Annotated in this window: 23 protein-coding genes; 5 read left to right on the top strand and 18 right to left on the bottom strand. The window is 68.4% G+C overall.

The window, feature by feature from the left end; translation table 11 throughout:
• The first annotated feature begins 141 nt into the window (after nucleotides 1–141).
• Nucleotides 142–1,098: an IS110 family transposase gene (locus ABL838_RS10735; RefSeq protein ID WP_418121320.1), complete on the top strand. Its 957-nt coding sequence runs from the start codon at nucleotides 142–144 to the stop codon at nucleotides 1,096–1,098.
• A 16-nt stretch (nucleotides 1,099–1,114) separates the two neighbouring features.
• Here the strand turns inward: ABL838_RS10735 and ABL838_RS10730 are convergent, their stop codons facing one another.
• The 5 genes from ABL838_RS10730 to ABL838_RS10710 all read right to left on the bottom strand — a co-directional run bounded on the left by ABL838_RS10730 (nucleotide 1,115) and on the right by ABL838_RS10710 (nucleotide 5,213).
• Nucleotides 1,115–2,518, bottom strand: a complete 1,404-nt coding sequence (locus ABL838_RS10730) for an ABC transporter permease subunit (protein WP_418125285.1) — start codon at nucleotides 2,516–2,518, stop codon at nucleotides 1,115–1,117.
• A gap of 1 nt (nucleotide 2,519) precedes the next feature.
• The gene (locus ABL838_RS10725; protein ID WP_369658768.1) at nucleotides 2,520–3,227 is read right to left on the bottom strand and encodes an ABC transporter ATP-binding protein; all 708 of its coding nucleotides are present in this window, start codon (nucleotides 3,225–3,227) and stop codon (nucleotides 2,520–2,522) included.
• A gap of 159 nt (nucleotides 3,228–3,386) precedes the next feature.
• Entirely contained in the window at nucleotides 3,387–3,536 is a 150-nt protein-coding gene (gene ykgO, locus ABL838_RS10720) for a type B 50S ribosomal protein L36 (protein ID WP_019654976.1), read from the bottom strand.
• Nucleotides 3,537–3,628: 92 nt separating this feature from the next.
• The gene (locus tag ABL838_RS10715; RefSeq protein WP_184636289.1) at nucleotides 3,629–4,063 is read right to left on the bottom strand and encodes a Fur family transcriptional regulator; all 435 of its coding nucleotides are present in this window, start codon (nucleotides 4,061–4,063) and stop codon (nucleotides 3,629–3,631) included.
• 55 nt (nucleotides 4,064–4,118) lie between these two features.
• Nucleotides 4,119–5,213, bottom strand: a complete 1,095-nt coding sequence (locus ABL838_RS10710) for a suppressor of fused domain protein (protein WP_418125284.1) — start codon at nucleotides 5,211–5,213, stop codon at nucleotides 4,119–4,121.
• Nucleotides 5,214–5,353: 140 nt separating this feature from the next.
• Here ABL838_RS10710 and ABL838_RS10705 point away from each other — a divergent pair, with 140 nt between their 5' ends.
• Nucleotides 5,354–6,175: a hypothetical protein gene (locus tag ABL838_RS10705; protein ID WP_418125283.1), complete on the top strand. Its 822-nt coding sequence runs from the start codon at nucleotides 5,354–5,356 to the stop codon at nucleotides 6,173–6,175.
• Here ABL838_RS10705 and ABL838_RS10700 read toward each other — a convergent pair.
• Genes ABL838_RS10700 through ylqF form a run of 3 tightly spaced genes read right to left on the bottom strand, consistent with a single transcriptional unit; the run spans nucleotide 6,082 to nucleotide 8,338 of the window.
• On the bottom strand, nucleotides 6,082–6,681 hold the full coding sequence (locus ABL838_RS10700) for an anthrone oxygenase family protein (protein ID WP_418125282.1): 600 nt from the start codon (nucleotides 6,679–6,681) through the stop codon (nucleotides 6,082–6,084). The genes ABL838_RS10705 and ABL838_RS10700 overlap by 94 nt on opposite strands.
• Nucleotides 6,682–6,741: 60 nt before the next feature.
• Nucleotides 6,742–7,359, bottom strand: a complete 618-nt coding sequence (locus ABL838_RS10695; RefSeq protein WP_418125281.1) for a Crp/Fnr family transcriptional regulator — start codon at nucleotides 7,357–7,359, stop codon at nucleotides 6,742–6,744.
• A 16-nt stretch (nucleotides 7,360–7,375) separates the two neighbouring features.
• Nucleotides 7,376–8,338, bottom strand: coding sequence for a ribosome biogenesis GTPase YlqF (gene ylqF / locus ABL838_RS10690; protein WP_418125280.1), 963 nt, complete (start codon nucleotides 8,336–8,338; stop codon nucleotides 7,376–7,378).
• Nucleotides 8,339–8,565: 227 nt separating this feature from the next.
• On the opposite strand from ylqF, the gene ABL838_RS10685 reads away from it, so the two are divergent.
• The 3 genes from ABL838_RS10685 to ABL838_RS10675 all read left to right on the top strand — a co-directional run bounded on the left by ABL838_RS10685 (nucleotide 8,566) and on the right by ABL838_RS10675 (nucleotide 10,229).
• Nucleotides 8,566–9,192: a cell envelope protein SmpA gene (locus ABL838_RS10685; protein ID WP_369658773.1), complete on the top strand. Its 627-nt coding sequence runs from the start codon at nucleotides 8,566–8,568 to the stop codon at nucleotides 9,190–9,192.
• A gap of 146 nt (nucleotides 9,193–9,338) precedes the next feature.
• Nucleotides 9,339–9,767, top strand: coding sequence for a CBS domain-containing protein (locus tag ABL838_RS10680; RefSeq protein WP_126024199.1), 429 nt, complete (start codon nucleotides 9,339–9,341; stop codon nucleotides 9,765–9,767).
• Between the two features lie 102 nt (nucleotides 9,768–9,869).
• A complete protein-coding gene (locus ABL838_RS10675) occupies nucleotides 9,870–10,229 on the top strand; it encodes an HPF/RaiA family ribosome-associated protein (protein WP_126024198.1) in 360 nt (119 codons plus the stop codon).
• Here ABL838_RS10675 and ABL838_RS10670 read toward each other — a convergent pair.
• The 10 genes from ABL838_RS10670 to ABL838_RS10625 all read right to left on the bottom strand — a co-directional run bounded on the left by ABL838_RS10670 (nucleotide 10,216) and on the right by ABL838_RS10625 (nucleotide 19,603).
• Nucleotides 10,216–10,683, bottom strand: a complete 468-nt coding sequence (locus ABL838_RS10670; RefSeq protein WP_418125279.1) for a MerR family transcriptional regulator — start codon at nucleotides 10,681–10,683, stop codon at nucleotides 10,216–10,218. The genes ABL838_RS10675 and ABL838_RS10670 overlap by 14 nt on opposite strands.
• Complete coding sequence (locus tag ABL838_RS10665) at nucleotides 10,673–11,092, bottom strand: nuclear transport factor 2 family protein (protein ID WP_418125278.1); 420 nt, start codon at nucleotides 11,090–11,092, stop codon at nucleotides 10,673–10,675. The genes ABL838_RS10670 and ABL838_RS10665 overlap by 11 nt, the downstream gene beginning before the upstream one ends.
• 105 nt (nucleotides 11,093–11,197) lie before the next feature.
• A complete protein-coding gene (locus ABL838_RS10660) occupies nucleotides 11,198–12,124 on the bottom strand; it encodes an SDR family NAD(P)-dependent oxidoreductase (protein ID WP_418125277.1) in 927 nt (308 codons plus the stop codon).
• Between the two features lie 149 nt (nucleotides 12,125–12,273).
• Nucleotides 12,274–13,833, bottom strand: coding sequence for a glutamate--cysteine ligase (gene gshA, locus ABL838_RS10655; RefSeq protein WP_126024194.1), 1,560 nt, complete (start codon nucleotides 13,831–13,833; stop codon nucleotides 12,274–12,276).
• Between the two features lie 137 nt (nucleotides 13,834–13,970).
• A complete protein-coding gene (locus tag ABL838_RS10650) occupies nucleotides 13,971–14,288 on the bottom strand; it encodes a putative quinol monooxygenase (protein WP_126024193.1) in 318 nt (105 codons plus the stop codon).
• Between the two features lie 33 nt (nucleotides 14,289–14,321).
• On the bottom strand, nucleotides 14,322–14,984 hold the full coding sequence (locus tag ABL838_RS10645) for an alpha/beta hydrolase (protein WP_369658778.1): 663 nt from the start codon (nucleotides 14,982–14,984) through the stop codon (nucleotides 14,322–14,324).
• Nucleotides 14,985–15,137: 153 nt separating this feature from the next.
• On the bottom strand, nucleotides 15,138–16,172 hold the full coding sequence (locus ABL838_RS10640) for a tripartite tricarboxylate transporter substrate binding protein (protein ID WP_418125276.1): 1,035 nt from the start codon (nucleotides 16,170–16,172) through the stop codon (nucleotides 15,138–15,140).
• A gap of 82 nt (nucleotides 16,173–16,254) precedes the next feature.
• Nucleotides 16,255–17,439 carry an FAD-dependent oxidoreductase gene (locus ABL838_RS10635; protein ID WP_418125275.1) on the bottom strand — a complete coding sequence of 395 codons (1,185 nt, stop codon included), beginning with the start codon at nucleotides 17,437–17,439 and terminating at the stop codon, nucleotides 16,255–16,257.
• Nucleotides 17,436–18,626, bottom strand: coding sequence for an aromatic amino acid transaminase (locus tag ABL838_RS10630; protein WP_418125274.1), 1,191 nt, complete (start codon nucleotides 18,624–18,626; stop codon nucleotides 17,436–17,438). Before ABL838_RS10630 ends, ABL838_RS10635 begins: the two co-directional genes overlap by 4 nt.
• 38 nt (nucleotides 18,627–18,664) lie before the next feature.
• Nucleotides 18,665–19,603, bottom strand: coding sequence for a tryptophan 2,3-dioxygenase (locus ABL838_RS10625; RefSeq protein WP_184636257.1), 939 nt, complete (start codon nucleotides 19,601–19,603; stop codon nucleotides 18,665–18,667).
• Between the last annotated feature and the right edge of the window lie 46 nt (nucleotides 19,604–19,649).

Raw genomic sequence — 19,649 nt, 5'->3', positions numbered from 1 at the left:
CGGGTAGCCCGAGCGGCCTCCGGGCCATTTGTTGAAGCCCGCCTCTGAGCACTGGGCGCCCGAGCCGGACCGTCCTTCTCTGCAGCCCGAACGGTTGTAGGAACTTGAAGTTCGTATAGACAAGGATGGGAGTGAGAGGACGTGTCCGACTCTGTTTTTATCGGTATTGATGTCTCCAGCCAGACCCTGGAGATCGCCAGCAGCGATCAGGGCAAGACTTGGCAGCTCGCCAATGACGTGGCTGGCATCGAGCAACTGGTCAACCAGGCATCGGCTTTGGCGCCCGCGCTGGTTGTGCTGGAGGCCACGGGCGGCTACGAGTTCGAAGCGGCCTGCGCGTTGCAAGCCGCGGGCTTGGCGGTGGCGGTGGTCAACCCGCGCACCGCGCGCGACTTCGCCCGCTCGATGGGCGCGCTGGCCAAGACCGATGCGCTGGATGCGCGCATGCTGGCGGCCTTCGCCCGCGTGCTGCACCAACACCCCGAGCGCGAGCGCTTCGTCAAGCCGCTGGCTGATGCCGAGTTGCAGCAACTGCAGGCCTTGGTGCTGCGTCGGCGCCAGTTGGTGCAGATGCTGACCTCCGAGCGGCAGCGCCTGCGCCTGGCGCACGCGGCGGCGCGCCCGAGCATCGAGCGAGTCATTGAATTCTTGAAGCAGGAACTCGGCGACAGCGAAGCCGAGGTGGCTGCGCATGTGCAGCGCCATCACGCCCGATTGGCCCAGGCGCTGGCCAGCGTGCCGGGCATCGGCGCTGCCAGCGTTGCAGTGCTGCTGGCCGAACTCCCCGAACTCGGCAAGCTCGACCGGCGCCGCATCGCTGCGCTGGTGGGCGTTGCGCCCTTGAACCGCGACTCCGGCCAGATGCGTGGTCAGCGCTGCATTTGGGGTGGGCGCGCCGATGTGCGGCGAACCCTGTACATGGCCACGCTGACGGCGGTGCGACATAACCCGGCGCTTAAGGCCTGCTATGAGCGCCTGCTGGCGGCAGGAAAGCGCAAGAAGGTCGCTCTCGTGGCCTGCATGCGCAAGCTGCTGACCATGCTCAATGCCATCGCCAAACACGGCACCACATGGGATCCGACGATGCATATCGCTTGACTGACAAGACGGTTGCTCAGAGCGCGCGCTGCCGCGAGGCGGTGAATGCCGCGAAGGCGGCGGCCAGCAGCAGGCCCGCGCACAGCACGGCGAAGCTGCGCATCTGGTGCATCAGCGCCCAGGCCGCGCGCGGCGGCTGGTAGTCGAAGGGCGGCACCGTCGCCCACAGTTCGGGCGTCGCCTGGTAGGCGAAATGCTGGTCGCCCAGCGGGTCGGCGTGCGCCACCAGGTCTTCGCTCATCAGGTCCTGGATATGGCGGCGATGCAGCTCGGCGGCGGTGGTGAAGCTGCGGTGGTGCGCGAAGTCGGTGCCCGCCATGCCCATCGAGAAGCTGCGCACCGCGAGGACGGGCACCAGCAGGCCGCTCCATTCCTGCACCGCCTGCTGGCGCTCCCAGGTGTCCCACAGGCGGCCGTAGTGGCGGTCGTACACGGGGTACGAGGCCTGGTCGTCCAGGCGCAGCGCGATGCCCCACTTGCTCAGCGGCACGTCGCGCCCCCAGCGTTCGGTGGAGCCGAAGTTCTTCCGCCACACCTCGTCGGACACGGTCTTGAGTTCTGCGCCGAGCTGGCGGTTGAACTCCAGCCGCGTCGGGCTCGGGAACCATGCGCGCGACAGCTCCGAGAGCACGCGCGGCGCCATCACCGCCTGAGCGATCCAGATGGCCAGCAGCAGCGCGATCGCCATGCGCGAGGTCGAGCAGGCCGCGGAAACGCCGAGCACCAGGAACACGAAGATGCCCAGGTACACGGCATAGCCGACGGCCCACGCCCCCAGCCGGAGCAGCGCGTCGAGCCGCTCGCCGTCATCCGCGCCGGCCCCCACGGCGATGGCCGCGACAAGCCCCGCCGGCACCAGCAACACGGCCAGCGACGCCGTCAGCGCCAGCGCCTTGCCGCCCAGCAGCCGCAGCGGCGACACACCCAGGCTCAGCGTCTGGCGCAGGATGCCCTGCTCGCGCTCGGCCGCGAAGGCGTTGAAGCCCAGCACGATCACCAGCAGCGGGCTCAGCACCTGCAATATCCAGCCGACCGAGAGATTGCCGAAGCGCTGCAGGCCGGTCGCGTCCTGCGCGACATTGAACTTCACCTCGCTCTGGCGATGCGCCTGCAGCCACACGGTGCTGCCGATGAAAAGGTTGATGCCCGGGTCGATCATCGACAGCACCGCCTCGGGCTTGAAGGCGTGCATGCCCTGGTGCGCGGCGTCGTGCGGATGGCGACGGTCCTGCCGCAGCCAGTCGCGGTAGTCCATGGCCTGCGCGGCGCGCTGCTCGGCCTGCGCGTCGCGCTGGTGCGCCCAGCCCACGGCGAGCGCGGTCAGCAGCAGCACCGCCACCAGTCCGCCGGCCCAGTAGAGGCGCCCGTCGCGCAGGCGTTCGAGGAATTCGCGGCGTGCGATCCAGTTCACGAGCTGCATGTCATGCCCTCATGTGCGCCAGGTAGAGGGACTGCAGGTCGGTGCGCGCGATCTGCGCCTCGCCGTCCAGGCTCTCGACGAGGCGGCCGCGCTTCATGATCCCGACGCGCGTGGCGGTCTGCTGCGCGTGGAACAGGTCGTGCGTGGTGGTGAGCACGGCCACGCCGTTGTCGGCGGCGCGGCGCAGCAGGCCCGAGAACTCGCTGGCGGCCTGCGGGTCGAGCCCCGAGGTGGGCTCGTCGAGCAGCAGCGCCTTCGCCTGCTTGGCCAGCGCGACCGCGATCCACACCTTCTGTCGCATGCCCTTGGAGTAGGCCGACACGCGCCTGTCGGCCGCGGCGTGGTCCAGCCCCACCTCGGTCATCAGCTCCAGCAGCCGCTCGCGCGGCAGCTCGCGGCCCAGCGCGAGCCCGGCGAAGAAGCGCAGGTTCTCCAGCCCCGAGAGCGGCCCGTACAGCGTGACCTGCTCGGGGATGTAGGCCACGTGCTGCTTGGTGGCCACCGGGTGGCGCACGACGTCGATGCCGTTGATCTCCACCGTGCCGGAGGTCGGCTCGACGAAGTTCAGGAACAGGTTGATGGTGGTGGTCTTGCCCGCGCCGTTCGCGCCCAGCAGGCAGTAGATGTCGCCCGCGCGGATGTCGAGGTCGAGGCTGTCGAGCGCGGTGTGCGCGCCGTATTGCTTGGTGAGGCCGGTGGCTCGAAGCATGAAGGAAACCCGGTGAATGGAAGGACGAACGGGACGCGCGCAGGCACGCACCGGCGCACACGCGCCGAGGCGGTCAGTCGATCGTTCGTTTGTTCGGTGTTGGGGAGATTCGGGCGCCGGCTCTTCAGTCGCCGCGCCCGTCAGCGGCGCATGCGCTCCTCAGCGCTTGTGCCTGTTCTTCGCGCCGCCCTGTCTGGCCTTGAAGCGCGGATTGGACTTGCAGATGACGTAGGTGCGGCCGCGCCGCGTCACCACCTGGCAGTCGCGGTGGCGCTTCTTTGCTTCTTTGAGCGAGGACAGGACTTGCATGATCGGATCGGAACCAGAGGATTCGGACCCGCGACTATACGTTATTGAGAATCCATTCTCAATAAATTGAAAGCCGGATGAAAGCCGACTGGTCAGTGCGCCTTGTCGGCCGCTCCCGAGCAAGACGCGCACACCCCGTGCAGCGTCACCTCGTGGCTGCTGACCTTGAAGCCCTCGGGCACCAGGTCGTCCATCGGCCCGGGGCAGGAATGCAGCATGTACACCTGCCCGCAGCTGGAGCAATGGAAGTAGTGATGGTGATGGTCGGCGTGCTTTGCGCCGCGGCCCGCCTTGCCATGCGCCTCGGGCTTGCACGCCACCTCGTAGCGGGCGGGCTCGCCGGGCAGCTCGACCTTGGCGATTTCGCCGTCCGCCAGCAGCAGCGAGACCTGGCGGTACACGGTCGAGAGGCTGATCTCGGGAACGATCTCGCGCGCATGCGCCAGGATCTGCGGAGCGGTGAGGACGCGGCCTGCGTCGCTGAAGGCGGAGAAGACGGCGTTGCGTTGACGCGTGAGACGTTGCATCTGGAGTCGGGTTGCTGGCGATGGGCTGGCTGTGGGCTGGCGTGGGGATGACCGGTCAGCCTACGGTGCCGACAACGTTCCCCTGCGGGTCCCTGATTGTCGTCTTCTGCACCTTCCAGCGCACGGCGCCAAGACCCTGCACCTCGTAGGTGCCGGCGACCGGCCTCAGCGTGCGGGCCAGCTCGCGCACCGTCGCATCGGAAAGCCGCAGCGTGAGTCTGCCGTCTTCTTCGGAAACGCTGTCGGTCTCGCCGTGCGCGAAGACCAGCGCCCGCTCGCGGCTCGCGAAGTGGAAGTCGCGCCCGAAAGGCAGCCGCAGCGGCAGCAGCGCGACCAGCTCGTCGACCTGCCGCGCGCCCAGCGTGATCTCGGTGACCGGCGCGCGCAGCAGCCGCTTGCTCGTCTCCCAGCCCAGCACTTCGGTGAAGAGAAAACCGCTGGACGAGCCCTCGCGCGCCGCGCCCTCCTCCACGCGCCCGCGCACTTCGGCATCGTCGAGCAGCGAGGGCCGCCCGAGGTCGGTCACCCACAGCGGCATCGCCGGCAGCAGCGCGTCGAGCAGCCGGCGCGTGTCCCAGCGCTTGCCCGCGCGCTCCTCGTCTTCCGTCAGGCCCACGACCTGGATGAAGCTCACGCGGCCGTTGGGCGTGTCGATGGCCGGCAGCTCGGGATCGAACACGAAGCCCATCGAGCGGATCAGCGTCTCGCGCTCCAGCGCGATGGGACCGTTGGCGGTCATCCAGTGGCCGTCGTCGAACACGTTGCCGCTCTTGAACACGTAGCGCGCGAGGTTCTGCAGGAAGTTGATGGCCCATGCGGGCGGTTCTTCGTCGTCCGGCTCGCAGGCGAGGCGGAAAGTGAGTTCGAAGCCGTAGCCGCTGGTTTCGGCGACGTCCGACTCCTTGGTGTAGAGCTCGCTGAGCCCGTAGCTCAGGTAGTGCCAGTGCGGCACCGGCTCCATGCGCTTCCACACGCTCACGCCGTCCAGCGGATCGGGCCCGCCGAGCATCCACTTGATCACCGTGCCGTAGTGCTTCGGCTCCTGGCCGGGGTAGAGGCGCTCCATGGCGGCGGTGATGGCGTCCCAGCCGGGCGAGAGCTCGTCGTCACCGTCGTCGTCGTTGCCTCGGTCCTGCGCTGCTTCGGTCATGTCGCTCCTTGCGATGTGGATGCGGCGAGCCTACACCGCGCCCCTGACGCTCCCGATGCCCCGGCCGTCCTCAGGCAGATGTCAGGCCCGCATGGCATCCTCGTGCGCCGGACAGATAGCTTTTCCCTGGAGAGAACAAATTGAGATGGTTCCATCGGCGGGATGCGCTGGTACTTTCTGCCGCATGCGCCGCAACCGGCCTGCTGGCCGCCTCGGGCTGCGGCCAGTCGCAGGATGCGCCCGCATCCGCCCCGACAGCGCCGCCCCAGCCGGGCAGCATCGAGATCACGCAGGCCGACATCGACTGGTTCCGCCGCAGCCACGCCGAGTGGGTCGGCTGCGAATCCGGCGCGCCCGCCATCGTGCCGCCCGACATGACGCTCGAACAGTTCGGCGACGTGCTCGACGGCGGCAACTCGCCGGTCTTCGACCGATTCGTGAACGTGGCGGCCGCCTTCTTCCTGCACGCGAGCTTCGTGGCCGGCCACTACGCCTTCCAGCCGCCCTTCGAGAAGCGCGCGGCCTTCGACGTGACCGAAGAGCACATCCGCCTGCTGCAGCACGCGAACTGGAGCAGCTTCGTCATCGACTGCAAGCGCCCGTACGGCGACTTCACGCACTTCGAGATCGACATGGCCGACATCCTCGGCCTGCCCATCACCAAGGACGCCAAGGGCTACGCGCAGATCGGCAAGGAGGCGGAAAAGCGCATGAACGCGCTGCACGCCGACGTGCTCCCCACGCTGCAGGCCTACATCCGCTTCGCGCGGCTCAGCCCGGGGCGCTACGTGGTGCCCGGACGCGGCATCGCGCAGACGCGCGGGCGGCCGCTGTGCAGGCCGGTGTCGGCCACGCGCGTGGCGATGTATCAGCGCGCGCTGCAGGCAGCCGGCCCGCGTTCCGACTCGCGCAGGGTCGCGGCGCTCGACGAGGCGGCGGCCGCGCTGTTCGCGCTGGACTGAGCCGCGGCCGTCGCCCGCAGACACAGTGCCGCGAGCCCCAGCCCGAAGGCCAGCGCACTGGCCACGGTGCGCCAGAGGTTCGCGGCGTTCCAGCGCAGGCGCGTCTGCGCCCAGTCGGGCGGCAGCGCCTGCGGATTCCACGATTCGGTGTACGCATTGAGCGGCAGGTTGACCTGCGCGGTGAACAGCACGATGCCCAGCCCGTAGAGCACGCCCGCCAGCAGCAGGCATCGCCACCAGCCAGCCCGGCAGGCGCGCCAGTCCGTGGCAAGGGCAAGCGCGCACAGCAGCGGCGGGCCGAAGAAGAAGCCGAAGAACATCGCGTGCCGCACGTTGCGGTTCAGGCCCGACTGCACGAGCGCATAGGTGGCACCGTCCATCTCCAGGGTCGCGAAGTTGACGTTGGCGCTGTAGGTCCAGAAAAAGCCGGCCATCGCGCCGAGCCAGAAAACGGCGAGGGCATGGAAGGCCAGCGGCAATGGGGCAGCCGGGTTGCGTGAAGACATGGCGGGCTCTCTCCTCGAACGGGAAAGCCCGCACTGTCGGGCCGCCGCGCGGCAGGCGCCTTAACCCTCGATAAGTCCCATCTCAGCGCGCAGCCGCGAGAGCGACACGTCCGTCATGCCCAGGTACGAGGCCAGGTGGCGCAGCGGGATGCGCCCCGCCCACTCGGGGCGTTCGCGCAGCAAGGTCTCGTAGCGCTGGCGCGCCGAGCATTGCAGGAAGACCTGCTCGCGCCGCATCTTGTCGTCGAGCAGCCCCGAAAGCGCGTGCAGCTGCAGCGCAGTCCATGAAGGCAGCCCCTCGACCGTGGCCTGCAACGTGGCGTACGGCAGGCGCCAGACCGTGACCGGCACCAGCGCCGCGATGAAGAAGGCAGCGGGCTCGTGCCGCATCGCCTCTGTCACGGGCCAGATGAACGCATCCTCGGCATGGAAGTTCTTGTTCGATTCGCGCCCTTCGCTGTCGATGTAGAAGAGCCGCAGCATCCCCTGCTCGACCCAGAACGCGTGCTGCCAGACGGTGCCGGCCGTGAGCACGATGCCGTTCGCGCCCAGCGTCTCCCTGCGTGCGTGCGCCGCGAGCGCTGCCAGCGATGCCGGCAGGAGATCCGGAAAGCGCCGCGCCAACGCCTTGTGCCAGGCCGTGCCGGCCGGGGCATCGTGGTCGGGCGCCGCGGGCATGGCCGGTCTCAGTCGCTCAATCGTCCTGCGCGGGCGCCGCCTCTGCCTTCGGCTTGCCCTTCTGCTTGCGCGCGGCCTTCTTCGCCGCGCGCTCGGCGTCGGCGCGCTGGCCGTCGGCCAGCCACACGGCGAACTCCCCGGGCGTCTCGAGGGTGATGCGCCCGAGGTTGCCGGCGCGGAACTCGTGCATCACGATCTCGGCGGCCTTCTGCAGGTTGACGCGGCCCTTGCCCAGCAGCGCGCCGCGCTTGCGGCCGATGGTGTCGAGCAGGGCTTCGTCCTTCATGCCGGCCATGGTCTCGGCGTCGAGCTCCACGAGCTTGAATCGCGCGGCCAAGCCGGCGGCGTAGTTGGCCTTGAGGTAGCCGAGCAGTTCCAGCGCCACTTCCTCCTCGTCGAAGGCGTTGCGCCCCACCGCGCCACTGGCCGCGAGGTTGTAGCCGCTCTTGGGCACGATGATGCGCGGCCACAGCATGCCGGGCGTGTCCCACAGGTAGAAGTCGTCGGCCAGCGTAATGCGCTGCTCGAGCTTGGTGATGCCGGCCTCGTCGCCGGTCTTGGCCTTGCGCCCGCCGGTGAGGGTGTTGATGAGGGTGGACTTGCCCACGTTGGGAATGCCGCAGATCAGCACCCGCATCGGCTTGGCCAGCCCGCCGCGGTTGGGCGAGAGTTCGTGGCAGGCCTTCACGATCTGCTGCGCGGGCGTGGTCTGGCTCGCGTCGAGGGGAATGGCGCGGGTGGCGGGCAGCGCGTTGTAGTGCGCCAGCCAGAGGGCTGTGCGCGCGGGGTCGGCCAGGTCCTGCTTGTTGAGCACCTTCAGCGTGGGCCTGCCGGCCGTGAGCTCGGCCAGCATCGGGTTGGCGCTGGAGCCCGGCAGGCGGGCGTCGAGCAACTCGATGACCACGTCGATGTCCTTCACCCGTTCGGTGATGGCCTTCTGGGTCGAATACATGTGACCGGGGAACCACTGGATCGCCATCGGTGGGCTCTTCTTTCTTTTCGCGCTGTCTCTGTGAATTCGGGTGGGCGGCGGGGCCGCCGGGGCGCATTGTGAACCGGGAACCTGAACGCAAGCTGGTTGCTACGCTTTCGATAGCTGCAGACGCTCATTCTGCCTTCGCTTGGGGATTGTTCGCTCCTAGAATCCCTTCGCTGCCGAGGACAGCGATCCGCAGCGATTCCAACAACTCCGAGGGAAATCCACAAATGCTCAAGCGCCTTGCCGCTGCCGCCCTGCTGGCAGCCACCGTCGTGCCCGCGTCCATCACCGTCGCCCATGCCCAGCGGCCCTCCCCGCCGCCCGGCCCGCTCGTCAGCGGCTACCTGTGCTGCAACATGCGCACCTACGGCGATTCGATCAGCGACATCAACTACGACGAGCAGGGCACGAGCATCGTCGCCGTCGGCACCCCGGCGCGCATCACGGCCTACGACTTCCGCTGGTTCAGCCTCGAGCTCGCCGGCAAGCAGCAGCGCATCAAGAACGACTACAGCCGCAACATCCCGTTGCCGGCCTTCGCGCAACGCTACGTGGTGACCGCCGACCCGAAGCAGAAGCTGGCGACCTTCCCCGCGCCGGTGCGCGAGGCCATCCTCGCCGGCAAGGTGATGCCCGGCATGACGCGCGAGCAGGTGCTGATGGCCATCGCCTACCCGGTGGCCAGCGAGAACCCCAGCCTCGACGCCCCTGTGTGGCGCTACTGGCGCGACAGCTGGTCGGAGTTCCAGGTGCAGTTCGACGAGAAGGGTCTGGTGAAGACGGTGGTCGGCGACGCGGTGGCTTTGAACCGCGTGTTCATCGCCACCCCTGCGGCCGCGGCTGCGCAGCCTTAAGTTCTCGCGCATTGCGCGTGTCTTGCACACACGCGCAATCCCTTAGAGTTTTTTGCGCCGCGCGGTCATTCATCGCCCCTATGATTTGAGCGAGTGCGGCGCCCGAGCGTCGGTCGAATCGAAAACCCTTCATGGAGTTGCACACGATGAAACCCGTCTCCGAACTGCTCAAGCGCCATGATTCCGCGGCATGGCGCACCTCCCCCGACACCAGCGTGTTCGACGCGCTCTCCATCCTGGCGCGCTTCGAGGTCGGCGCGCTGATGGTGATGGACGGCGAAAGGCTGGTGGGCTTTCTCTCCGAGCGCGACTACACCCGCAAGGTCGCGCTGCAGGGCAAGAACTCCAAGGAAATGAAGGTGCGCGAGATCATGACGCCCGACGTGATGACCGTGACGCCGCACACCCGCACCCGCGAGTGCATGGCGCTCATGAGCCAGCGCAAGTTCCGCCACCTGCCGGTGGTCGATGGCGACAGGGTGGTCGGCATGATCTCCATCCAGGACCTGATGGACGACATCATCTCGGACCAGGAAGCCACCATCGAGCAGCTGACCACCTACATCCAGAGCTGATTGGGGCCTGCCCGTCGCGCGGGTAGGAACCAGACCTACGGCCCGCCCGGCGCCGCACGGTGCAAAGTGGGCCTTCGTTCATCCATCCAGCGAGGATATTGCATGCAGATACAGGTCAATACGAGCAACGGCATCACCAACAAGGACGCGCTGGAGCGCTGGGCCGACACCGAGATCAAGCAGAACCTGGGCCGTTTCGTCGACGACGTGACGCGCGTCGAGGTGCACCTGAGCGACGAGAACCACGACAAGGCCGGAGGCAGCGACAAGTGCTGCGTGATGGAAGCGCGCCTGGCGCACCACCAGCCGCTGGCGGTGACGCAGCACGCGGCCAGCCTCGACGAGGCTTTCCGTGGCGCCTCCGACAAGCTCAAGCGCCTGATCGAGAACACGCTGGGACGGCTTCACAACCACCGGGACAGGGGTTCGATCCGCACCGATCCGGGCTTCATCGCCGAGTAGCGCCGCTTCCGCGCTTCCTCGGCGCGGGCAAGGGTTCCGCGGCAATGAGCGGCGGGCGATGCCCGCTGGCCATCCACTCGTCGTAGAAGTCGATCTTGCGCTCGACAAGCGACAGCGCCCTCTTCCACTCGGCGATGGTTTCGTTCACGCGCTCGCGGTGCGCTGCGAGCATGTCGCGCCGCTCGCGCAGCGTGGTCTTGCCCTGCAGCGCGAGCGCGGTGTATTCGCGCATCTCGGCGATCGACATGCCGGTGCGGCGCAGCCGCTCCATCAGGTCGAGCCAGCCGACATGCAGCTCGACGTAGAGGCGCCGGCCGCCCTCGTCGCGCGCCACGCCGGGCACGAGCCCCTGCGTCTCATACCAGCGGATGGCGTGCACCGTGCGGCCTGTGCGCTTGGCCAGTTCGCCGATGTGGAAGGGAGAGCCCCTTTTGGTGGCTTCCTCAGCCGGCATGGACGACGGTCGGAGGCTGCAGCGCCTCTTGCACCAGCGCGGTGTCGAAGTATTCGGTCAGCTCTTTCACCTTGCCTCCTTCGAGTCGGTAGACGTAGCAATAGCGGTTGTTGTAGCGCTTGCCGGCCTTGGTGGGCACGTCGCCGCTGAAGAGCACCACCACCCGGTCGCCCTCGGCGATGACGCGCTCTGTCTTGCTCCTGTAGGGCGCGGCGAACTGGGCGAAGAGCGGGTCCAGCAGCTCCTCGCGGATCGCCTTCTTGCCTTGGTAGGTGCGCGACCAGGCGGTGCTGCCTTCGAGCTTCCAGCTCGCGTCGTCGGCGAGGCTCTCGACGAAGGGCCGGCCGTTGCCCTTGTCCAGCTCGTCGTGGATGTGCTGGACCAGGGCCTTGTTGTCGATCGTGTTCATGGCTCGATTTCCTTGCTTTGAATGAATGAACCGGACATCCGGTGAATTCATTGGAAATGCTCGAGTGCGCTCAAGGTCAAGCGCGCCATGAACACGGTGCCGGGCTCAGCCCCGCTTCGCGTTCGCCATGCCCTTGGCGACTTCGTTGGCGCCCTGGGCAGCGCCGCTTTGCGGCACGACCTCGCCTTCGCGGTCGGTCACTTCCGGCAGGCGCGCCGCCAGCTGCTCGGGCGTGTCGGCCTCGATGCCCAGCCAGGCGCCCTGCGTCAGCGTGATGTGCGCGGCCTCGAAGGTGCCGGCGCCCGCGCAGAGGACGGTGCGGTTGGGCGCGTCCTGCCCGGCCAGCACCAGCATCGCCGGCACCACCGCTTCGGGGCGGAAGGCTTCGAGCATTTCCTTGGGGAACAGGTCCTCGGTCATGCGGGTGGCCGCCGTGGGCGCCAGGCAGTTCACGCGGATGTCGTTCTTCGCGCCCTCGATGCTCAGCGTCTGCATGAGGCCCACCAGCGCAAGCTTGGCCGCGCCGTAGTTGCTCTGGCCGAAGTTGCCGTACAGGCCTGACGAAGAAGTGGTCATCACGATGCGGCCGTACTTCTGCTCGTTCATCAGCGCCCAGACGGCCTTGGTGCAGTTCACGGCGCCCATCAGGTGCACGTCGACCACCAGCCGGAAGTCGGCCAGGTCCATCTTGGCGAAGCTCTTGTCGCGCAGGATGCCCGCGTTGTTCACGAGGATGTCGACGCGACCCCAGGCGTCGACCGCCTCCTTGACCATGGCCTGCACCGCCTCGAAGTCGGTCACCGACGCGCCGTTGGCAATCGCCTCGCCACCGGCCGCCTTGATCTCGTCCACCACCGCCTGCGCGGCGCTCACCGAGCCGCCGGAGCCGTCGCGCGCGCCGCCCAGGTCGTTGACCACCACCTTCGCGCCGCGCGCGGCCAGCGCCAGCGCATGCTGGCGGCCCAGGCCGCCGCCCGCGCCGGTCACGATGGCCACGCGGCCCTTGAAATCGAGGTTGCTGCCGTTGCTCATGTCTCTGTGTCGCCTTCCATGGGAGTTGCCGTTGTTCGTTGCCGCGCCGGGCTTGCCTTGCCCGGGCGGCAGCGTGGCGTTTTACCCCAGAAAGCGGCCGCGGGGCAGCTTCGGCGCGGCGAGCCCAGTCGCCAGCGCGTCAGCGGCGCTCAGGCAGCGACCGGAGTGCGGCTGCGTGGCATGCCCAGGCGCGCGGGCGAGACGTACTGCTCGCGGTAGATCTCGAAGGGCATGGTGTCTGCCGCCTCGATGCGCTTCTGCTCCTGGATGGACTCGGCCGTCATCCGCTCGAACTCGGCCTGCTGGGCCGCCGAGAACGGCAGGTCCAGCAGCGTGGCGCGGGTCTGCTCGGAGCGGGCGCGCACGAAGCCGACGAAGGAGTTGGCGTGTTCCTTCTCGATGGCCGCCAGCACGCGGGCCGAGGGCAGGCTGTCGGGGTTGCGCAGCGCGGCGCCGGCGGCGCGCACCGCGTCGGCATGCGCCGTGCCGCTGCCTTGCGCCGCGTCGAGCGCGGCGGCGATGGGCAGGCACTGCCCGACCAGCTCCAGGCCCCAGTCGGCGAGCGTCACCTCGGCGCCGTTGCGCCGCAGCTTCAGGCCCGGCTCGCGGCCGCGCGCGGCGGTGAGATGCTGGTTCTGCGCGAGGTCGGCGATTTCCTGCGGCGTGTCGTCGGGGCTGTCGCTCAGCAGGCAGTGCAGCAGGAACACATCGATGAAGCGCATGGTCTGCGCGTTGATGCCGACGGTCTCGAAGGGGTCGAGGTCCATCAGGCGCACTTCGACGTACTCCACGCCACGCTCGCGCAGCGCGTGCAGCGGACGCTCGCCGGGGTTGATCACGCGCTTGGGGCGGATGGTGCCGTAGAACTCGTTCTCGATCTGCAGCAGGCTGGTGCCGAGCTGGTTGTAGTCGCCGCCCAGGTTGCGGATGCCGATGGCCTCGTAGGCCGGCCACGGGCGGGTGAGCGCGTCCTGCAGCGAGGCGGCATAGCCTTCGAGGCTGTTGTAGCTCACGGCCAGCGAGGCCTGCGCGTCGCTCTGGTAGCCCAGCCGGCCCATGCGCAGCGAGGTGCCGTGCGGCATGAACATGCTGCCGTCGCCCAGCGGCTGCAGCTCGTGCGGACGGCCCGCCACGAAGCTCGAACACAGCGCCGGCGAGGCGCCGAACAGGTACAGCAGCAGGAAGGCGTGGCGGCGGAAGTTGCGGATGAGCGCGAAATACTCTTCGCTCGACACCTCGGGCAGCGACCAGTTGTAGTGGATGCCCGAAATCGTCTGCATGCGCCGGCCGTAGCGGTGGCTCAGGCCCATGCGGTAGACGCTCTTGGCACGGCCCACGTTCGAGGAGCCGTAGCGGCCGATCGGAATGGTCTCGTCGGTCGGCAGGCCGCAGGGCATGCTCGACACCCAGAGGCGCTCGTCGCCCAGTCCGTCGAGCACGCGGTAGGTGAACTGGTGCACCCGCGTGAGTTCCTCGACGGCCGAGTCGACGTCCGCGTGCACGCCCGTGATGAGTTCGAGCTGCGATTCGCTGAAGTCGGTCGTGATGTGCGGATGCGTGAGCGCGGAGCCCAGTGCGAGCGGATGCGGCGTCAGCGCAAGCTTGCCGTCGGGCAGCGCGCGCAGGCTCTCCTTCTCGATACCGCGTCGCATGCCCTTCAGTCGTGCGGCTGAAAGTGCACCCAACCTCTCCTGCAATCTGTTGCTCATATTGTTATGACCCATCAATCTTCTGAGGGGCTGGAAGGTAGCACGGGCAAGCGGGCACTGCTCGTGCAGGGAATCCCGGGGCTGGTTACCCTGTTGTGCGCTATGTTTTTGATAGCTGTCGGCGTTCCGGACGCGGTTCAGGCCTTGGCCTGGCCCGCCGAGAGGTCGATCTCTTCCGAGCGGTAGACGTGGATCTCCGGTGTGCCCTCCGCCATCGCCGAAAGCGCCTTGGCGAACGCGCGCGAGGCGTCCACGCGGAAGTGGGCCTGCAGCGCATCCATGTCGCTCCAGCGCTCCACGAAGGTCAGGCGCAGCGGCTCCTGCGCGTCGGTCGAGACTTCATGCGAGATGCAGCCGGGCTCGGAGCGCGAGCGCAGCACGTGCTCGGTGCTGATGGCGAGCATCGCCTGCAGGGTATCGGGCTTGGCCAGTGCGTGGCCGATGACGAGGATCATGTTGCGGCTCCTTCGTGCGAGCGTTGATCTGGTTCAGCCGAGCACCCGCAGCAGGAAGCGGTTGAGGTCGGCGACTTCTTCCATGCACACCGAGTGCGCCATGTCGTATTCGTGCCATTCGACGGCGTAGCCCAACGCGGAAAGCGCCTCGCGCGTGCGCACGGCGGCCGCGTAGGGCACCACCGGGTCCTGCCGGCCATGGGCGAGGAACACCGGCGTCTCATGGTTGGCCGCGTGGCGTTCGGCCGCGGTGGTGGCGGCGATCGGCAGGTAGCCCGAGAGGCCGACGACGCCGGCCAGCCGCTCGGTGTGGCGCAGGCCGGTCATCAGCGCCATCGCGCAGCCTTGCGAGAAACCCGCCACCACGATGCGCCCGGCCACGATGCCCCGGGCTTTCTCGTTGGCAATGACGGCCTCGATGGTCGCCTGCGAGCGGCGCAGGCCGGCTTCGTCTTCCTGTGCCTCGAGGTCGGGCACGACGATGTCGTACCAGGCCGGCATCCGGTAGCCGCCGTTGATGGTCACGGGCATCACGGGCGCGTTGGGGAACACGAAGCGCACCGGCCCCACGGCCGACAGGTCGAGCTCGCCGGCGATGGGAACGAAGTCGTTGCCGTCGGCGCCGAGGCCGTGCATCACGATCACCGTGGCGGTGGGGTTGGGGGCAGTTTCGATCTCGATGGGAGGACGGGACATGGTCGGGCGAAGGTATTCAGGAACGCGGATGCCCGGACCTTAGCGCATCCCGGCGTCGCCCGAGCCGCGGAAACGGCCGGTAGACCGACTTGCACAAGGTTTCGATGTAAAGCCCCGCCGTTACTTCCCCGGGCGGAACTTGGGCGATTCCTGCTATTCGGCCTTGATGCCCACGGCCTTCACGATCTGCGCATAGCGCTCGTATTCGGCCGATACCTGCGTCTGGAACTGGCGCTGCGCGTACCCCGTGGCCTCGATGCCCTGCGCCGCCAGTTCGGCGCGTGCGGCCGGGGCCTGCACGATGCGCCCGGCCTCCGAGGCGATGGCGTCCAGCACCGGCTGCGGCGTGCGCGCCGGCGCGAACAGGCCGAACCACGTGCCCGAGCGATATCCCTTGTAGCTCTCGGCCACCGTCGGCACCTCGGGCAGCAGCGCATGGCGCTTCTCGCCGCTGGTGCCCAGCGCTACCAGCCGGCCGCTGCGGATGTGCGGCAGCGCGGGGCCGACGGCGATGAACATCACGTCGACCTGCCCCGCGATCACGTCCTGCATGCCCAGCGGGCCGCCGCGGTAAGGGATGTGGGTGACGTAGATGCCCGCCTTCTGCTTGAGCAGCTCCATGCTCAGCTGCTGCGGACTGCCGTTGCCGGCGGAGGCGTAGTTGATGTGCCCCGGCCTGGCCTTGGCCGCGCGCACGAAGTCGGCCACCGTGCGAAAGCCCGTCTTCGGGTTGGCGACCAGCACGAAGTCGATCTGCCCCAGAGACACCACCGGCACAAGGTCGCGCCGCGCGTCGTAGGGCAGCCCGGCCTGGATGTTGGGGAGGATGGTGATGGGCCCGTCGGCGCCCACCAGCAGCGAATAGCCGTCCGGCTGCGCCTTGGCCAGCCCGTCGGCCGCCAGGATGCCCGCCGCGCCCGCGCGGTTGTCCACGACCACCGGCTGCTTCCACTGCTCCGAAAGGCGCTGCCCCAGGTAGCGCGCCAGCACGTCGGGCGAGCTGCCGGGCGTGTTCGCCACGGTGATGTGCACGGGCTTCGACGGATAGGCGCCGGCCGCCGGCTGCGCCTGGGCCTGCGCCTGCGCCTGCGCCTGCGCCTGCGCCTGCGCCGCCATGGTCAGCGAAGCATACGCCAGCAGCACAAAGGCGGGTTTCAGCAGCTTCGACAAGGAGAGATGGGCACGCATGGCGAACTTTCGATAGCAGGAGACAAAGGGCGCGATTCTGTCGCGCCCTCGCCCGCAAGCGAACGACCCATTTGTCAGATGCTTAGGCCGGTTCCGGCATATGCGGCACCGCGAACCCCGCCAGCTGGCGGTAGAAGGCATCGACCTGCTGCTGCGCGCCCTCGCGCATCGCCACGTTGCGCCGGGCGCAGCTTTCGGCGTCTTCCACGGCGCCGGCCTCGCCCACCTTGCGCGAAGCCTCCTGCACGAAGCGGCACATCGGATGGCGGCGCTCGCCGAAGGCCTGCAGCGTGGCTTCGGCGATGCCGTGGCGCGCGAGCATGTCGGCCAGCACCACCGCGTCTTCCACCGCCATCGCGCCGCCCTGCCCCATGAAGGGCGTGGAGGCATGCGCCGCATCGCCGATCAGCAGCACGCGACCCGCATGCCAGGGCAGCGGCGCCTGCACTTCCTCGACGGCCGTGTAGAGCACCTCGGAATCCGCGCCGAGCTGGTCGAGGAACTGCCGCGCCGGCCCGCCGAACTCGGCGAAGCGCTCGCGCATCTGCCCGGACCAGCTCTCCTTCGGATACCAGCGCCCCGCGGGCTCGGCGACCGTGCCGAAGATATAGAGCCTGTCGTTGCTGATCGGCATGATGCCCAGCCGCTTGCCGATGCCCATCATCATGATCTTGGCGTCCAGCTCGCGCGGCCGCTCGTGCACGCTGCGCCACACGCCGAAGCCCGAGTAGCGCGGCGCGAGCGCGCCGGACACGGCCTCGCGCACCTGCGAGCGGATGCCGTCGGCGCCGACGACGAGGTCGAAGCGCCGCGCCGTGCCGTCGGAGAACACGACCTCGGCACGATCGCCGCCGGCCGGCGCGTCGATCTTCGCCACCGTCGTCGCCAGCCTGATCTCCACGCCCAGCAGGTCGAGCTGCGCGGCCAGGATGCGGTGCATCTCCGAGCGCTTGATGCCCACGATGGGCGCCGCGCCGCCGCTGGAACACGGATAGAAAACGTCGACGATGGGCTCGCCGCGATGGTCCAGGTAGACGTTGCGTCCGTCCTCGATGGCGAAGCCCGCGCCCAGGATCTCCGGCAGCACGCCGACGCGGCGCAGCGCCTCCAGCCCGTTGCCGTAGATGAAGATGCCCGAGCTCTGGAAGCGCCATTCGGCCTGCTTCTCGACCAGCGTCACGCCGAAGCCCTTGCGGGCCAGCGCGATGGCCGCCGAGCAGCCCGCGATGCCCGCGCCGACGATCAGGATGCTGCAGACCGGCTTCATCGGGTTTCTCCGCCGGAACACACCTCGGCCAGTGCCTCGCACACATGGGAGATGTTGGAAGCATTGAGCCCCGCGACGCAGATGCGTCCCGACGACACCACGTACACCCCGAAGCGCGAGCGCAGTGCCTCGATCTGCGCGGCCGACAGCCCCGAGTAGCTGAACATGCCGTTCTGCGCGACGAGGAAGCCGAAGTCGCGCCCCGGCAGTGCCTCGCCCAGCTTGCGGTGCAGGCTGGTGCGCACCTCGCGCATGCGGCCGCGCATCGCATCGAGCTCGGCGCGCCACTGCGCATTCGATGCCGGACTGGACAGCACCGCCTCAACCAGCGCCGCACCCAGCGCAGGCGGGCACGAATAGCTGCGGCGAATCGCCAGCTTGAGCTGCCCCAGCAGCCGCGCCTTGTCGGCCTTGGGCGCATGCACGCCCAGCGCGCCGACGCGCTCGCCGTACAGCGAGAAGATCTTCGAGAACGAACTCGCCACCAGGCAGGCGATGCCGTGTCGCACGCATTCGCGCACGGCCCAGGCGTCCTCGTCCACGCCGTGCGCGAAGCCCTGGTAGGCCACGTCGAAGAAGGGCAGCAGGCCGCGTTGCTCGATCACGTCGAGAAGCGCGTGCCACTCGGCCTGGGTCGGATCAACGCCGGTCGGGTTGTGGCAGCAGGGATGCAGCAGCACCACGCTGCCGGCCTGCAGCTTCTGCAAGGCGGAGACGGCGCCGTCGAGGTCGAAGCCGCCGGTCTCCTTCGCATAGTACGGGTAGTTTTCGACACGGAAACCCGCGCCAGCAAAGATCGCGGCGTGGTTGGCCCAGGTCGGGTCGGGCATCCAGATCGCGGCATCGGGCAGCATACCCTTCAGGAAATCGGCGCCCACCTTCAGCGCACCGGTGCCGGCGACGGTCTGCACCACCACGATGTCGTCGGCGTTCTTGCCGAAAACCAGTTCGCGCACGGCGTCGCGGTAGGCCTCGCCACCCTCGGTCGGCAGATAGACGCTGGGCCCGCGAGCCCCAACGCCCGCCTCGCGCGCAGCCCGCACCGATTCGAGCACCGGCACCTGCCCCGCTTCATCGCAGTAGATGCCGATGCCGAGGTTCACCTTGAACGGCCTCGGGTCGGCCTTGTAGACCTCGAAGAGGCCGAGGATGGGGTCGTCGGCATAGGCCGGCAATTGGTCGAACACGAAAACTCCTGGGAAGGAAGAAAGGAAGCGAGAAAAGCTCAGAGCTGGGTCCGCACCGACCAGAGCTCGGGAAAGAACCGGTGGTCGACCACGCTGCGCAGCCAGCCCACGCCGGCCGAGCCGCCCGTGCCGGGCTTGAAGCCCAGGATTCGCTCGACCGACACGAAGTGCCGCCAGCGGTATTGCGAGAACACGTCGGCGATGTCCATCAGCGCCTCGCCGAGGCGGTAAAGCTCGTTCTCGGGCGTCGGGTCGCCGTACACCCAGAGCCACGCGGCCTCCACGCCCGGGTTGGGCACATAGGGCGCCGACCAGTCGCGCGACAGTGCCTCGGGCGGCACGGCGATGTCGCGGCGGTGCAGCAGCGCCAGCACGTCGTCGTACAGGCTCGGCGAATTCAGCGCGCGCTCCATGTAGGGCCACACGTCGGGGTTGTTGGCATGCGCGCGTGCCAGCGGCACCGACTTGTTGCCGAGGATGAATTCCACGTGCCGGTACATGTACGACTGCTGGCCCGAGGCGACACCCAGCGTGTTGCGGAACTGGTTGAACTCGTGCGGCGTGATGGTCGAGAGCACATCCCAGGTCTTGCCGAGGAATTCGAGCAGCGCCCGCACGCGCGGCACCAGCTGCAGCGCGCCGGCCACGTCGTCGGCCCGGATGCGCGCCTGCATGTTGACCAGCTCGTAGTGAATGGCCTTGAAGCTCAGCTCCTTGCAGTGGGTGATGCACATGAAGACCATCTCGTCGTGGCCTTCGCTGCGCATGTGCTGCAGGCTCAGCAGCAGGTCGTTGCGCTGGTGCTCCAGGTAGGGGTTGCTCGCGCCCTCGAAGGCGGTGAGCGGCTCGCCGTCGGTGTCGCGCGCGGTGGCGGCGCGCTGGGCGTTGTCGCCGGTGGCGATGGGCTTCACCAGCGACAGCTCGAGCGCGGGGTTGCGGACTTCGGGAACGACTCTCTTGCGTGGGGTGGTGGCCATGCGCCGATTGTTCGGCTGGCGGGTGGCGGCCTCAACCTCCGGCAGG

It is taken from the genome of Variovorax sp. 160MFSha2.1, assembly GCF_048305075.1.
Classification (GTDB): Bacteria; Pseudomonadota; Gammaproteobacteria; order Burkholderiales; family Burkholderiaceae_C; genus Variovorax; species Variovorax guangxiensis.
The sequence above is the reverse complement of the archived record's forward strand: the minus strand, read 5'-3'. Positions and strand labels throughout refer to the sequence as shown.